Source organism: Afifella pfennigii DSM 17143 (assembly GCF_000688515.1).
Classification (GTDB): Bacteria; Pseudomonadota; Alphaproteobacteria; order Rhizobiales; family Afifellaceae; genus Afifella; species Afifella pfennigii.
This window is the reverse complement of sequence record NZ_JHZK01000006.1, coordinates 132,712-146,976: the sequence shown is the minus strand read 5'-3', so window position 1 is coordinate 146,976 and position 14,265 is coordinate 132,712. Positions and strand designations below refer to the sequence as shown.

Annotated in this window: 12 protein-coding genes; 1 reads left to right on the top strand and 11 read right to left on the bottom strand. The window is 66.9% G+C overall.

Features of this window, described 5'->3' with window-relative positions; all coding sequences use genetic code 11:
* Positions 1-5: 5 nt before the first annotated feature.
* The 5 genes from pyrH to Q331_RS0107230 all read right to left on the bottom strand — a co-directional run bounded on the left by pyrH (position 6) and on the right by Q331_RS0107230 (position 7,258).
* On the bottom strand, positions 6-737 hold the full coding sequence (pyrH, locus tag Q331_RS0107250) for a UMP kinase (protein WP_026380133.1): 732 nt from the start codon (positions 735-737) through the stop codon (positions 6-8).
* 92 nt (positions 738-829) lie between these two features.
* Positions 830-1,759 carry a translation elongation factor Ts gene (tsf, locus tag Q331_RS0107245; RefSeq protein ID WP_026380132.1) on the bottom strand — a complete coding sequence of 310 codons (930 nt, stop codon included), beginning with the start codon at positions 1,757-1,759 and terminating at the stop codon, positions 830-832.
* A gap of 21 nt (positions 1,760-1,780) precedes the next feature.
* The gene (locus tag Q331_RS0107240; protein ID WP_026380131.1) at positions 1,781-2,971 is read right to left on the bottom strand and encodes a 30S ribosomal protein S2; all 1,191 of its coding nucleotides are present in this window, start codon (positions 2,969-2,971) and stop codon (positions 1,781-1,783) included.
* A gap of 238 nt (positions 2,972-3,209) precedes the next feature.
* A complete protein-coding gene (gene dnaE, locus Q331_RS0107235) occupies positions 3,210-6,686 on the bottom strand; it encodes a DNA polymerase III subunit alpha (RefSeq protein ID WP_026380130.1) in 3,477 nt (1,158 codons plus the stop codon).
* A gap of 101 nt (positions 6,687-6,787) precedes the next feature.
* Entirely contained in the window at positions 6,788-7,258 is a 471-nt protein-coding gene (locus tag Q331_RS0107230) for a MarR family winged helix-turn-helix transcriptional regulator (protein ID WP_026380129.1), read from the bottom strand.
* A gap of 124 nt (positions 7,259-7,382) precedes the next feature.
* On the opposite strand from Q331_RS0107230, the gene Q331_RS0107225 reads away from it, so the two are divergent.
* Positions 7,383-8,480: a WD40/YVTN/BNR-like repeat-containing protein gene (locus tag Q331_RS0107225; protein ID WP_026380128.1), complete on the top strand. Its 1,098-nt coding sequence runs from the start codon at positions 7,383-7,385 to the stop codon at positions 8,478-8,480.
* 396 nt (positions 8,481-8,876) lie between these two features.
* On the opposite strand, the gene Q331_RS0107220 is transcribed toward Q331_RS0107225, so the two are convergent.
* The 6 genes from Q331_RS0107220 to proS all read right to left on the bottom strand — a co-directional run bounded on the left by Q331_RS0107220 (position 8,877) and on the right by proS (position 13,951).
* Positions 8,877-9,386, bottom strand: coding sequence for a hypothetical protein (locus Q331_RS0107220; RefSeq protein WP_026380127.1), 510 nt, complete (start codon positions 9,384-9,386; stop codon positions 8,877-8,879).
* Between the two features lie 51 nt (positions 9,387-9,437).
* Positions 9,438-9,818 (bottom strand): DUF6152 family protein, encoded by a 381-nt coding sequence (locus Q331_RS0107215; RefSeq protein WP_034491364.1) that lies wholly within the window; start codon positions 9,816-9,818, stop codon positions 9,438-9,440.
* 107 nt (positions 9,819-9,925) lie between these two features.
* Positions 9,926-10,513, bottom strand: a complete 588-nt coding sequence (locus Q331_RS0107210) for a histidine phosphatase family protein (protein WP_210164920.1) — start codon at positions 10,511-10,513, stop codon at positions 9,926-9,928.
* A 101-nt stretch (positions 10,514-10,614) separates the two neighbouring features.
* The gene (locus Q331_RS0107205) at positions 10,615-11,313 is read right to left on the bottom strand and encodes an ABC transporter ATP-binding protein (RefSeq protein ID WP_026380124.1); all 699 of its coding nucleotides are present in this window, start codon (positions 11,311-11,313) and stop codon (positions 10,615-10,617) included.
* Positions 11,310-12,536: a lipoprotein-releasing ABC transporter permease subunit gene (locus Q331_RS0107200; RefSeq protein ID WP_084174864.1), complete on the bottom strand. Its 1,227-nt coding sequence runs from the start codon at positions 12,534-12,536 to the stop codon at positions 11,310-11,312. Before Q331_RS0107200 ends, Q331_RS0107205 begins: the two co-directional genes overlap by 4 nt.
* Positions 12,537-12,625: 89 nt before the next feature.
* A complete protein-coding gene (proS, locus tag Q331_RS0107195) occupies positions 12,626-13,951 on the bottom strand; it encodes a proline--tRNA ligase (protein ID WP_026380122.1) in 1,326 nt (441 codons plus the stop codon).
* Positions 13,952-14,265: the final 314 nt, after the last annotated feature.

Here is a 14,265-nt window from a genome sequence, read left to right as displayed (position 1 = left end):
AAGAATCAGCCCAGGCCGTCGTCCGAAACCAGCGTTCCGACCGGCTCGCCGGCGATGATGCGGGCGAGCGCCCTTGGCTCGTGAATGTTAAATACGATTATCGGCAAGCCGTTATCGCGGGCAAGGGCGAATGCCGCCGTGTCCATGACGGCCAGACCCTTCTCAATGACCTCCTTGAAGGTCACCTGGTCGTAGAGCTTGGCGTCGGGATGAAGCCGCGGATCGGCCGAATAGACGCCGTCGACCTGGGTGCCCTTCAAGAGCGCGTCGCATTCCAGCTCCAGCGCGCGCAGCGCCGCCCCCGAATCGGTGGTGAAGAAGGGATTGCCGGTGCCGCCAGCGAGCACCACCACCCTGCCCTCGTCCATATGCCAGGCGGCGCGGCGATGGATATAGGTCTCGCAGATGGATGGCATCTCGATCGCCGACATCGCCCTGGCGGCGATGCCGAGCCTTTCCAGCGCCGCCTCCACGGCGAGCGCGTTCATGACCGTGGCGAGCATGCCCATATGGTCGCCGGTCACGCGGTCGCCGCCCTGGGCGGCGATCGCCATGCCTCGGAAGATGTTGCCCCCGCCAATGACGAGGGCAAGCTCGGTGCCGGCGTTGCGCACGGCGGCGATCTCTTCGGCAAAGCGCCGCACGGTGCCATCGTCGATACCGAAGGCCTGCGAGCCGATGAGGGCCTCGCCGGAAAGCTTGAGGAGAACGCGTTTGGGTCGCGGCCGGCCGCTCATGGGCGCGTCAATCCTCTTGACGGCATGCGCCTTGGCACGCGCATCCTCCTCCTTGCGGCCCCGGCGAGCGCCGCAGGCCTTACGATTGCCCCTCAGCGTCCGCCGGCGGCGGCGGCAACCTCGGCGGCGAAATCCTCTTCCTCGCGCTCCACACCTTCGCCGAGGCGGAAGCAGGCGAAGCCGGTAATGGCGATCGCGGCGCCCGCATCCCTCTCCGCATCGGCCAAAGCGGCCTCAACGGGGCGATCGGGATCCATGACGAAGGCCTGCTTTAAAAGCACCGATTCCTCATAGAATTTGCGCATGCGGCCATCGACCATCTTGTCGATGATCTGCGCCGGCTTGCCCGATTCGCGCGCCTGCTCGGCAAACACGGCCCGCTCGCGCGCCACGGTGTCGGCGTCGAGGCCATCGATATCGACCGAAAGCGGATTGGCGGCGGCGACATGCATGGCGATCTGGCGGCCGAAGGCAGCCAGCTTGTCCTTGTCGCCATTGGACTGAAGCGCCACCAGGACGCCGATCTTGCCAAGCCCAGGCGCGGCCGCGGCATGCGCGTAGCTCGCCACGACGCCCGGCTCGGCGGAAACGACCGCGGCCCGGCGCAGGATCATGTTCTCGCCGATGGTGGCGACCGCATCGGTGAGCGCGGTCTCCACATCCTTGCCGGAGCCGTCCGGCATCTTGGCGGCTTTCACCGCCTCCACCGACCCGTCGGTGGCGAGCGCCGCCTCGGCGATTTGCAGCACCAATGCCTGAAACACCTCGTTGCGGGCGACGAAATCGGTCTCCGAATTCACCTCCACCAACGCCGCCTTGCCGGCGGCCTCGGCGATGCCGACAAGGCCCTCGGCCGCCACGCGGCCGGCCTTCTTGGCGGCCTTGGCAAGACCCTTGGCGCGCAGCCAGTCGACCGCCGCTTCCATGTCGCCGCCGGTCTCCGTCAGCGCGGTCTTGCAATCCATCATGCCGGCGCCGGTCTTGTCGCGCAGCTCCTTCACCATCTGGGCCGTAACAGCCATCGATCGGTCCTCTTTCCTGTCTCAGGCCGCCTTGTCGGCCGCCTTCTGTTCCTTCACAAGCGCCTTGGCCTGGGCGACCCAATCCTCGCGCTCCACGCGACCCTTGGAGCCAAGCGAATCGTTGAGGCGCTCGATCTCGGCCTTCTTCAGCGCTGCGACCTGGGCGAATTTGATGATGCCGAGAGCGTTCAACCGCTCCTCCACCTTCGGGCCGATGCCAGTGATCTTCTTCAGATCGTCCGGCTCGCCCTCCGGCCGCTCAAACAGCGGCTCTTCGTCAGCGGCCTCGCCGGCGCCGGCCTGCGGCGCCGCATGGCCCGGCGAAGGCGGCGCCTTGTCGGCCTGTACGTCGGACTGCGGATCGGGATCGGCGCCCTCAGCCTCGGCCGCCTCAAGCACCTCGCGATTGGCGGCGCTTTCCTCCGTCACCGGCCCGGCCTCGGGAGGCTCGAACTCCGCCTGCTCTTCCAGCGCAGCCTCGCTCACCTCCTCGGCGGCGCCAAGATCGATGCCCATATCGCCCTGGCCGCGCGAGATGCCGTCCAGAACCGCGCGCGCCACCAGATCGCAGTAGAGCGCCAGCGCGCGACCGGCATCGTCGTTGCCCGGGATCGGATAGGAGATGCCTTCAGGATCGGAATTGGTGTCGACGACGGCGGCGACGGGGATGTTGAGGCGACGCGCCTCGGCGACGGCGATCGATTCCTTGTTGGTGTCGATGACGAAGAGCAAATCCGGGATGCCGCCCATATCCTTGATGCCGCCAAGCGCGCGCTCCAGCTTCTCGCGCTCGCGCGTCAAGGAAAGCAGCTCCTTCTTGGTGAGGCCCTGGACGCCCTCCTCCAACATCTGCTCCAGCGTCTTCAGCCGCTGGATGGAGTTGGAGATGGTCTTCCAGTTGGTCAGCATGCCGCCGAGCCAGCGGGAATTGACGTAATACTGGGCCGAGCGGCGCGCCGAATCGGCAACCACATCGGAAGCCTGACGCTTGGTGCCGACGAAGAGAACGCGCCCGCCCTGCGCGACAACATCGCTGACCGCCTGCAGCGCCCGATAGAACATCGGCACGGTCTGGGCGAGATCGATGATGTGGATGTTGTTGCGCTCGCCGAAGATGTAGGGAGCCATCTTCGGGTTCCAGCGATGTGACTGATGACCGAAATGAACGCCAGCTTCCAAGAGCTGGCGCATGGAAAGATCAGGAAGCGCCATATTCGTCTCCGGTTATGCCTCCGCAGGGGTAAGACGGCGAACCGCCACCGGATGCTCGCCAAGGAGCATGAGTCAGCCCTGCGTGTGTGATGGGCGGCCCTATACGTGCAAGGGCGCGTTTTTGCAACGGTGAAATGGTGCAACGCGGAAAGGAATGCAAGCCGGCCTGGCCGCAGCCCCGCGTCCCCGCGCCAGGGAGAAGGACAGTTCCGCCGCGCCGGCCGGGCGCTTGCCGCGTCTACTGAAGCTCTACGTGAACGACGCCCGGCATCGCCTTGATGGCGCTCGCAACCTGCGGTGTGACCTGGTACTGACCCGGCAAACGGATCTCAATCTCCCGGCGCTCGGCGCGGCGCATCAGGACGAAGGAGACGCTGGCCTCGCCGGTTCCGGCAAGATGGCTTGCCACGCGCTCCACCTGACCGCCCTCCTCCAGATAGACGGTCAGGGCGCGCGACAGACGCGCCGCCGCCTCTTCCAGGGGCTCCACGCCGAGAACGCGCACGCGCAAATCTTCCGTTTCGTCCTCAGCTTCGGCGGAAAGGCGCAGAAGATAGGACTGGCCCGGCTCCAGCCGGTCGCGCCATTCCACCAAACTCTCCTGATAGAGCACCGCCTCGAACTGTCCGGAGGCATCGGAGAGCGTCAGGATACCGATGCGGCCACCGGAACGGGTGCGCTTTTCCTGCTTGCGCACCAGCGTGGCGGCGACAAGGTCCGCGCCGGAGCCCATGCGGCGCACCGAAACGGCGAAATCCTCCCAGCTCCTGCCGCCCTTCTTGGCGACGACCTCGGCATAGGCATCGAGCGGATGGCCGGAGAGATAGTCGCCGACGGCGGCGAGCTCGCGCATGAGTTGTTCCGGCTTGGGCCAGGGATCGGCCGGCAAGAGCGTCAGATCGGGGGCGTCACTCGGCGCGGCGAAAAGGTCGACGACACCGGCTTCGCGGCGGGCATGGTGCTCAGAGCCGCTGCGCACCAGGCGGGCGACATTGGCAAACAGCGTCGCCCGGTCGAGCCGCATGGAATCGAAAGCGCCGGCCTGGATGAGGCATTCCAGGGCGCGCCGGCCGATGAGGCGCGGATCGGTGCGGGCGACGAAATCGGCAAGGCCGGCAAAGGGCCTGTCGCCGCGGCGCTCCACGATATGCTCCACCACCTGATGGCCGACGCCCTTCAGCGCCGCAAGGGCGTAGACGATGGCGCCCTCCTCCACGTCGAAGACGACGCCGGAGCGGTTGATGTCCGGCGGCAGGACGGAGATGCCGAGGCGCTTGGCCTCCAGGCGAAACTCCGACAGCTTGTCGGTATTGCCCATGTCCAGCGTCATGGAGGCGGCAAGAAACTCGGCCGGATAATTCGCCTTCAGATAGGCCGTCTGGAAGGCGACGAGCGCGTAGGCGGCGGCGTGCGACTTGTTGAAGCCGTAGCTGGCGAATTTGGCGACGAGGTCGAACACCATGGCCGCGTCCGCCGCCTTGACGCCGCGCGCCTTGGCACCCTCCACGAAGCGCTCGCGCTGGGCGTCCATCTCCGCCTTGATCTTCTTGCCCATGGCGCGGCGCAGAAGATCGGCCTCGCCGAGCGAATAGCCGGAGAGGGTCTGCGCGATCTGCATCACCTGTTCCTGGTAGATGATGACGCCGTAGGTCTCCTTCAGGGTCGGCTCCAGCTCGGCGAGCAGGTAGTCCGGCTCCTCCTCGCCGTGCTTGCGGCGGTTGTAGGTCGGGATGTTGTCCATCGGGCCGGGCCGATAGAGGGCGACGAGGGCGATGATGTCCTCAAAGCGGTCGGCACGCATGCCGACGAGGGCACGGCGCATGCCCTGGCTTTCCAACTGGAAGACACCGACCGTCTCGCCCCGGGCGAGCATCCGATAGGTGGTCGGATCGTCGAGCGGCAGGGCGGCGAGATCGCATTCGATAGCGCGCTTGGCCAGGAGCCGGCAGGCGCGATCGAGGACGGTCAGCGTCTTCAGGCCGAGGAAGTCGAACTTCACCAGGCCGGCCTGCTCCACCCATTTCATGTTGAACTGGGTGACGGGAAGCGGCGAGCGCGGATCGCGATAAAGCGGCACCAGCTCATGCAGCGGCCGGTCGCCGATGACGATGCCGGCCGCATGCGTGGAGGCATGGCGATAAAGCCCCTCCAGACGCGTGGCGATGTCGATGAGACGCTCAACGACCGGCTCGCGCTCCACCTCCTCGGCAAAGCGCGGCTCGTCGGCGACGGCCTGGGCGAGGGAGACGGGATTGGCCGGATCCGCCGGGACCAGCTTGCACAGCCGGTCGACCTGGCCGTAGGGCATTTCCAACACACGGCCGACATCGCGCAACGCCGCGCGCGCCTGCAACGTGCCGAAGGTGATGATCTGCGCCACCTGGTCGGCGCCGTAGCGCGACTGCACGTAGGCGATCACCTCGTCGCGCCGCTCCTGGCAGAAATCGATGTCGAAATCGGGCATCGACACGCGCTCCGGGTTGAGGAAGCGCTCAAAAAGGAGGCCGAAGCGGAGCGGATCGAGATCGGTGATGGTGAGCGCCCAGGCGACGACGGAACCGGCGCCGGAGCCGCGCCCGGGCCCGACCGGGATGCCGCGCTCCTTGGCCCATTTGATGAAGTCGGCGACGATGAGGAAGTAGCCCGGATAGCGCATGCGCTCGATGATGGAGAGTTCCGTCTCCAGCCGGTCGCGGTAATCGGCCTCATCAAGGCCAGGCGCCAGGCCGAGCTTTTCAAGACGCTGCGCAAGCCCTTCCTCGGCCTGGCGGCGGAGCTCGGCCGCCTCCAGCGCCTCGGCGGCCTGCTCGTCGACAAGCTCGCCGACGCGCTCTTCCTTGACGAAGCGCGGCAGGATGGGGGCTCGCGTCTTCGGCCGGACGAGGCAGCGCAGGGCGATTTCGACCGTATTGTCCAGCGCCTCGGGAAGATCGGCAAAGCGCGCCCGCATCTCCGCACCGGAGAGAAAGGCATGGGCGGGTGTCAGCTGACGGCGATCGTCCTCCGAAAGCACGCGGCCTTCCGCAACGGCGAGCAGCGCGTCATGCGCCTCATAATCGTCGGCGGAGGCGAAGAAGGGCTCGTTGGTGGCGACGATCGGCACGCCCTCCGCATAGGCGAGTTCCAACACGCCGGCCTCGCCGATACGCTCGGCCGCCATGCCATGCCGCTCGACCGCCAGATAGAGGCGGTCCTCGAAGATGGGCAAAAGCGCGGCAAGGCGCGCGCCCGCATCCTCCGGCCGGCCGGCGGCGAAGGAGGGGTAGAGAACGCCGTCATGGCCGCCGGTCAGCGCAATCAGCCCCTTGCCATGCTCGGCAAGCAAAGCCGGCGTCAACGGCAGGCCGGCTCCGTCGCCGCCGAGATAGAACTGCGTGACCAGAGCAACGAGGTTCTGCCAGCCAGCCTCGTCGGCGGCGAGCAGAAAGAGATGCTCGTGCGCCGCGGCGCGCCAGGTTTCGCGTCGGCCGTTGGGGACGGCAGGCGGCGCCAGACAGACGGGAAGCTTGCAACCGACAAGCGGCTGCACGCCGCAAGAAGCCGCCTTCTCGGAAAACTCCAGGGCCCCGAAGAGATTGGCGGTATCGGTGACACCGACCGCCGGCATTTCGGCGGCGACGGCAAGGTCGATGAGCTTCTTGACCGGGAGGGCGCCTTCCAGCAGCGAATAGGCGGAATGGCAATTGAGATGGATGAAGCCCGGTCCGTCCGGCATGCGAATCCCTCCCCGTGGCGCATCCTTGATAAAAGCTCGCCCGGAGCAAGGCGAGGCTTGCGGCCCGATTTCCCCGCTATTGCCCGACGTCGCCGGAGAATTCAGGAAAGGGCCACAAGCTCGGCGCGCAGCCGGGCCGCCTCGCCGCCCGACAGGAGGTCTTCGAGCGCGGCATGCTCGCGGCGCCAGATCGGCACCGCCTCGCCAAGCAGCGCATGTCCGGCCGCCGTCAGGCGCAGATGGCGGCGACGGCGGTCGTCCCGCCCCCTTTCCACCGCGACGAGGCCGCGCCGCTCCAGGGGCTTGAGATTTGCCGTCAACGTCGTGCGGTCCATGGCAAGAAGCTCCGCCACCTCGCCGAGCGCAGGCGGCTGCGGCCTGTTGAGCGACATCAGCAGCGAGAACTGGCCGTTGGTGAGATCGAGCGGGCGCAGCGCCGCGTCGAAGCGGCGTGCAAGGGCGCGCGCCGTCCGCTGCACGAAGAGGCACAGGCACGTGTCGCGGACTTCGCGCGTGGTGGCAAAGGTAGGCTCGGGGGTGGGCCCGCCGGTGAGCTCGGAGCTTTTTGACATGCTGCAAATACGTTGATATCAATATAATGCACTGCGACGGCGCGGTCGAGCCAGACGACAAACGGCCGCAGGTGGCCAAAGGGCAGCCGGAAGCCGAGCCGGTGCAAGGTGGAAGGTGGGCGCCATGACCGGGATTGTCCTTCTTATCGGCACGACCAAGGGCGTCTTCATCCTCACCAGCGACGCGGCGCGGCGCGACTTCGCGCTGAAGGGCCCCTTCTGCGAGGCCTGGCCGATCAACCATGTCGTCGGCGATGCGGCAAGCGGGACGATCTATGCCGGCGGCGGCCATGCATGGGTGGGCCTCGATGGGTGGAAATCGGCCGATCTCGGCCAAAGCTGGACGCGCTCGGGCGATGGCCTTGCCTTCGATGACGGCGAGGGCGAGAGGGAGGATGAGGAGGCGATCCAGTCGGTATGGAGCCTTTGCCCGGCCAATGGTTCGCTTTATGCCGGGGTGAAGCCGGCCGGGCTTTTCCGCAGCGCGGATGACGGGGAGAGCTGGCAGCATGTGACGGGGCTGAGGGCGCATCCGACACGGCCCCAATGGGCGCCGGGCGGCGCCGGGCTGACCTTGCATTCCATCGTCGTCGACCCGGCCGATGACGCACGGATCTGGGTCGGCATCTCCACCGCGGGCGTGTTTCATTCCGCCGACGGGGGCAGGAATTGGGAGCCGCGCAATCAAGGCACGCGCGCCGATTACCTGCCGCAAGAGCAGCGCTATCCCGCCTTCGGCCAGTGCGTGCACAATCTCGCCAAGGCGCCGGGCAAGGGCGAGCGGCTCTACCAGCAGAACCATTGCGGCATGTACCGCAGCGAGGATGGCGGCCGAGCCTGGGAAAGCATCGAGCAAGGCCTGCCCTCCTCCTTCGGCTTTCCGGTCGCAACGCATCCGCGCGATCCCGACACAGTGTTCTTCGTGCCGCTCAACGGCGACATCGCCGGCCGCTACGTGCCGGAAGGCGCAGCCGCCGTCTGGCGCTCGCGCGATGCCGGTCGTTCATGGCAGGCGATGCGCAACGGCCTGCCGCAGAGCCATGTCTATTTCGCCGTCCTGCGCCAGGCGATGGCGACGGACGCGCTCGACCCGGCCGGCGTCTATTTCGGCACCAATACCGGCTCGCTCTATGCCAGCGCCGATGAAGGCGAGAGCTGGCAGCGCCTCGCCGAGCATCTGCCGACCATCCTCTCCGTAGAGACGATGACGCTCGCCGACTGAAACCGGGCGGAGGCTTCCCCACCCGACACGGCAGCGTCAGCCGCGCACCGGCAAGCCGACTACAGCGGCGCGAAAAGCCCCAAGCTCAGAAGATAGAGGCTGCCCGTGAAAACGGCGGTAGCGGCCAAGGCAAGCGCTTCAGAAGCCCATGTATTCATTTTTCACTCCCTCTTTGTTTTTATTTTGTTCTCATCCATCCTCCTTGTCAACCATACCCTTGCAAGAGCCTATCGGTTCGCGGGCGTGCGAGGCTTGCGCCTTGGGTCTTGGCGGCGAAAGGCCTCTTGCGCGGGAGCGGAGCAGGCGTGGGACAGGGATCGCAAGGCGCCAGCCCGGCAAGCCTCGGCGCCAGCCGCGAGGCCGTCTCAGCAGGCTCTTGGGGCGCGCCCCGCGGGCTCAAAAGTAGCCGACCAGGCGACCGAGAAGGATCGCCGTCGGCCACAAGAAAAGAGAAAGGGCGGCGGCAAGGCGGACGACCAGGCCGGGGCCTTCGGCGACGGGGGCCGCGACGGGGAAGAGGTCGCCGCCCGGCCGGCGCAAGGCTCGCCAGGAAGGCGCAAGGCGCAGGGCAAGGGCGTTCGCCACGGCGAGGAGAACGACAAGCATCTTCGCCTGGAAGAAGCGCGAGCCGGCGTAGTCGCGCGCATCGGTCACGAAGAGGAGGCTTCCGGCGGCGGCCGCGAGCACGAGGCCGAAGACGGCGACCGGGACGAGAATGCGCGTCAGGCCAGCGACATCGACACGGGAAAAGGCACCGAGCAGGCGCAGATCCAGCGGTGCGATCGCCCCGAAGAGCAGCGCGATGCCGAGGATATGGGCCGCGTTGACGAGCGGATAGGCCCAGACGGAATCGCGCAGCGCCGCAGCGAGAGGCAGCGCCTCAAGGGCCGCTAAGGCCGCCGACACGCCGTGCTGCCGAAGAGGCGGGCGTTCACCTCGCCAGAACCTTGCATGAGGCTACGAGGTCCGGCCCGGATAAAGGTCGTATTCCTTGCCGGCGATGACGAGACGCTCCGCCTTCATCAGCCGCTCGCCTTGCCGGGCCGAGCGGTGGCCGTGCACGGTGACTTCCGTGCCGTTCGCGAGCACATCCTCGGTGAGGCCGGCGCGCTCGTTGCGCCAGGGCTGGCCGATCTCCACCAGCCATTCGGCCTCATCGGCCTGCAAGGTGAGCTCGCCATGCGGGTTGCCGAGGCGCTTGCCGGTAATGGTACCGGTGAGCTGGAACTCCTCATCGGTCGCCCAGCCCCAGCCGTGATGGGCCCGGGCAAGGTCGGCAAAGGCGCCGGCAAGCGGCAGGGACAGCGCCAACATCGCTGCCAGGAAAAACGATCGCATCAGCTTTTCTCCCTTTCCTTGTTGTCGTCGTGGCCTTCTTGCCGTCGTGGCCTTCTCGTCGTCATGTCCTTCTTGTCGTCGTGGCCGCCCGCCGCGCGGCAAGCCCGTCAGGGGCGAATGCTGATCTTCCCCGCCACCTCGACGCGCCCGTCTTCGTCCATCTCGACGACGACCACCTCGCCGGACGCCGGATAGACCTCGGTCAAGGCAGTGATGTTCACCTGGTGCGTCACCAGAAGGAGGGCCCCCTGCCCGCTCCGTCCGGCAAGGAAAGCGCGCAGCCGCTCGGTCTGGCCGGCGCCCTTGCCGCGGTCCCGGAAGAAGGAATTGAGCGGCTGGAACTCTTCCACCGGGCCAAGGCCGAGGAGCTCCGCCGTCTCGCGGCTACGGCACCACTCGCTGGTGAGCACCCGATCGATCTCAATGCCGTTCTGGCGGAAGGCGCGACCGATGGCGCCCGCCTGCGCGCGTCCGGCATCGCTGAGATTGCGCTGCGTGGCGCAATCGCCAAGGCGAAAGCCGGCCGGATCGCCGGTGCCGGGCGCCAAGGCATGGCGCATCATCGCCACCGCGCCGGGCTGGCGCAGCGCCTCCCAGGCCGCCGGCGAGGCAGCCGCGCCGGCCGCCACAAGCAAAGCGGCCCAAAGCGACAGGAAAGCGGCAAGAAAAGGCCGTATGGTGCGAAGGTCAGCCATCCTGCTTAACGACCTAGCCCCTCGCCAACCGGCTTCCAGGGCAGGAGGCGGGACTTCAAGCGGATGTGAGGCGGCCGGCGCGTTCGCGCGGCGCTTGGCCGTCAGCCGTCCTCATAGGGCACGATCAGCCCCTCGCGCAGCGTCACGGTGCGATCCATGCGGGCGGCCAGCGCCAGATTGTGGGTGGCGACGAGGCCGGCAAGGCGCGTCTCGCGCACCAAGGTCGCGAAAGCCTCGAAGACGCGGTCGGAGGTCTTGGGATCGAGATTGCCGGTCGGCTCGTCGGCGAGAAGCAGCCGCGGCGCGTTGGCGAAGGCCCGGGCGATGGCGACGCGCTGCTGCTCGCCGCCGGAAAGCTCGGCCGGGCGATGCTCGGCCCGCTGATCGATCCTCAGATAGGCCAGAAGCTGGCGGGCCCGCTCGCTCGCCTCCTGCCGCGACAGGCCCGCGATCATCTGCGGGATGACGCAGTTCTCCAGGGCGGAGAATTCTGGCAGGAGATGGTGGAACTGATAGACGAAGCCAATCTCGGTGCGGCGCAGCGCGGTGCGGGCGTGATCGTCGAGACCGCCGGCCGCCGTGCCGGCAATGTAGACGTCGCCGCCATCGGGCCGCTCCAGGAGACCGGCAAGGTGCAGAAGCGTCGACTTGCCGGCCCCGGAAGGGGCGACAAGAGCGACCAATTCGCCGGGATAAAGCGCCAAATCGGCGCCGCGCAGGACCGGCAGATCGCCCGCGGCGGTGCGATAGACACGCTCCACCTTCTGAAGACGCAGCGCGGGCTGTGAGGAGGAGCTCATTCGTAGCGCAGCGCCTCGACCGGATCGAGCCGCGCCGCCCGCCAGGCGGGATAGAGCGTCGCCAGAAAGGTCAGGACGAGCGCCATGACGGCGATGGAGGTCGTCTCCGCGACGTCCATATCGGCCGGCAGGCGGGAGAGATAATAAAGCTCCGGCGAGAAGACCTCCGTGCGGGTGATCCACGTCACCGCCTGGCGCAGGGTCTCGATATTGGCGCAGACGATGGTGCCCAGGACGATGCCGAAGAGCGTGCCGACCACGCCGATGGAGGCGCCGGTGATGAAGAAGATGCGCAGGATCGCGCCTTGCGTGGCGCCCATGGTGCGCAGGATGGCGATGTCGTGGCCCTTGTCCTTCACCAGCATGATGAGGCCGGAGATGATGTTGAGCGCCGCCACCAGGACGATCAAGGTCAGGATGATGAACATGACGTTGCGCTCCACCTCAAGGGCGGAGAAGAAGGTCACGTTGCGCTGTCGCCAATCGGTGGAATAGATCGGCCGCGCGGCCGCCTCCTCGATCACCTCGCGCATGTCGCCGACATCGTCGGGATCGTCCAGATAGACCTCTATCGCCCCGACTTCCTCGCCTTGATTGAAATAGGCCTGCGCCTCGGCGAGCGGCATGAAGACGAAGGTGGAATCGTATTCCGACATGCCGATCTCGAAGATGGCGCTGACCGGATAGGCCTTCACCCGCGGCGCCACGCCCATGGGCGTGACCGCGCCGCGCGGCGAGACGAGGGTGAGGTTGTCGCCGACAAAGAGCCCCAGCGACTGGGCAAGCCGCGAGCCGATGGCAACGCCGCCGGCGACATCGAAATCGTCGAGGCCTCCAGCCTGAAGATTGCCGGCAACGCCCGGCACCTTCTTGAGGTCGGCGGCGCGCAAACCGCGCACCAGAACGCCGGAGCCGCCGCTGGTCGCCCCGGAGGCGAGCGCCTGGCCTTCCACCAAAGGCAGGGCGGCGACGACGCCCGGCACGCCGGAGACGCGCTTTGCCACGGCGTCGTAGTCGGTGAGCGGGCGGTCGATCGGCTGCAGGATGAGGTGCCCGTTGATGCCGAGGATCTTGTCGAGCAGTTCGGCGCGGAAGCCGTTCATCACCGCCATGACGATGACCAGCGTGGCGACGCCCAGGCTGATGCCGAGGAAGGAGAAGCCGGCGATGACGGAGATGAAGGCTTCCTTGCGGCGCGGGCGCAGATAGCGCAGCGCCAGCATCCACTCGAAGGCGGAAAAGGGCCGTGTGGCCGCAGCCGCCCCTGCCTCCGTCCCCGCGCCGCTTGCCGCCGTCTCGCTCAAGACGCGCCTCAGGCCTTATCGTGGACGAGGCGGTTGACCGCCGCATCGAGCGACAGCGTCTCGCGCTCGCCGGTGGCGCGGTCCTTCACCTCCACCTCGCCGGCGGCGGCGCCACGCGGGCCGACGACGACCTGCCAGGGAAGGCCGATCAGATCCATGCTGGCGAATTTGGCGCCCGCGCGCGCCTCCACATCGTCGTAGAGGACCTCCAGCCCCGCCCGCTCCAGACGGGTCAAAAGCCCGTCGGCGATCTCGTCGGTCTTCTCATCGCCGGGCTTCAGATTGATGAGCCCCGCATCGAAGGGCGCCACGCTCTTCGGCCAGACGATACCGGCCGCATCGTGGCTCGCCTCGATGATGGCGGCGACGACGCGGGTCGGGCCGATACCGTAAGAGCCCATATGGACGGGCACCATCTCGCCCTCCTGATTCGCCACCAGCGCTCGCATCGGCTCGGAGTACTTGGTGCCGAAGTAGAAAATATGGCCGATCTCGATGCCGCGCGCCGAAACCCGCCGCTCCTCGGGAACCTCGCCGAAGGCCGCCTCGTCATGCATGTCGTCGGTCGCCGCGTAGGCGCCGGTCCAGGCATCGATGACGGGCGACAGATCGCGCGTGAAATCGGTGTCCTCGCCGGGGATGGGCAAGTCCAGGAGGTTCCTGTCGCAATAGACCGCGCTCTCGCCGGTCTCCGCCAGAATGACGAATTCGTGGGAGAGATCGCCGCCGATCGGCCCGGTCTCGGCGCGCATCGGGACCGGCTTCAGGCCGAAGCGGTGGAAGGTCCTGAGATAGGCGACGAACATGCGGTTATAGGAGGCGCGGGCGCCCTCCAGATCGAGGTCGAAGGAATAGGCGTCCTTCATCAGGAATTCGCGCGAGCGCATGACGCCGAAGCGCGGACGCACCTCGTCGCGGAACTTCCATTGCAGATGATAGAGGTTGAGCGGCAGGTCGCGATAGGAGCGCACATGGGCGCGGAAGATGTCGGTGACCATCTCCTCGTTGGTGGGGCCGTAAAGCAGCGCCCGGTCGTGACGGTCCCTGATGCGCAGCATCTCCTGGCCGTAATCGTTGTAGCGCCCGCTCTCGATCCACAGATCGGCCGACTGGATGGTCGGCATCAAAATCTCCTGCGCCCCGGCGCGATTCTGCTCCTCACAGATGATGGCGTTCACCTTGTCGAGGACGCGCTTGCCGAGCGGCAGCCACGAATAGATGCCGGCGGCCTGCTGGCGAATCATGCCGGCGCGCAGCATCAGGCGGTGGGAGACGATCTCCGCCTCTTTCGGGTCTTCCTTGAGGATGGGCAGGAAGTATCGGGAGAGCCGCATTCTTAGCAATCCGAGGTCAGGGAAATGGTGGGGCACACAAACCGTATCGCGCATCGCTTGGCAAGCGGCCGTCCCGCATTGCCCCCCGCTGAGGCGCCTGCAAGGCGCGTGTGCAGCCACAGATTAAAAAACGCGCAAACTTCGTGGAGGAGTGGTGACAAGACGGTGACGCTCCGATAATGTGCCGCCCGCCTCATGCGATGATAGATCGCAGCTAAGGCGGCCGGTCTAGGAAGGAAACGGTAACTTCCCTCCTCCGCCAAGAGAGGGGGTAGAAGGCAAAAGCCAACTGAATTCAAGGGCAAGGCCGTGGC

Bases quoted from the DNA above. Each gene is read 5' to 3' on its own strand.
- Q331_RS0107240 (WP_026380131.1), bottom strand. From the start codon at position 2,971: ATGGCGCTTCCTGATCTTTCCATGCGCCAGCTCTTGGAAGCTGGCGTT.
- dnaE (WP_026380130.1), bottom strand. From the start codon at position 6,686: ATGCCGGACGGACCGGGCTTCATCCATCTCAATTGCCATTCCGCCTAT.
- Q331_RS0107205 (WP_026380124.1), bottom strand. From the start codon at position 11,313: ATGAGCTCCTCCTCACAGCCCGCGCTGCGTCTTCAGAAGGTGGAGCGT.
- Q331_RS0107215 (WP_034491364.1), bottom strand. From the start codon at position 9,818: ATGCGATCGTTTTTCCTGGCAGCGATGTTGGCGCTGTCCCTGCCGCTT.
- proS (WP_026380122.1), bottom strand. From the start codon at position 13,951: ATGCGGCTCTCCCGATACTTCCTGCCCATCCTCAAGGAAGACCCGAAA.
- Q331_RS0107200 (WP_084174864.1), bottom strand. From the start codon at position 12,536: ATGCTGGCGCTGCGCTATCTGCGCCCGCGCCGCAAGGAAGCCTTCATC.
- Q331_RS0107225 (WP_026380128.1), top strand. From the start codon at position 7,383: ATGACCGGGATTGTCCTTCTTATCGGCACGACCAAGGGCGTCTTCATC.
- Q331_RS0107230 (WP_026380129.1), bottom strand. From the start codon at position 7,258: ATGTCAAAAAGCTCCGAGCTCACCGGCGGGCCCACCCCCGAGCCTACC.
- Q331_RS0107210 (WP_210164920.1), bottom strand. From the start codon at position 10,513: ATGGCTGACCTTCGCACCATACGGCCTTTTCTTGCCGCTTTCCTGTCG.
- tsf (WP_026380132.1), bottom strand. From the start codon at position 1,759: ATGGCTGTTACGGCCCAGATGGTGAAGGAGCTGCGCGACAAGACCGGC.
- pyrH (WP_026380133.1), bottom strand. From the start codon at position 737: ATGAGCGGCCGGCCGCGACCCAAACGCGTTCTCCTCAAGCTTTCCGGC.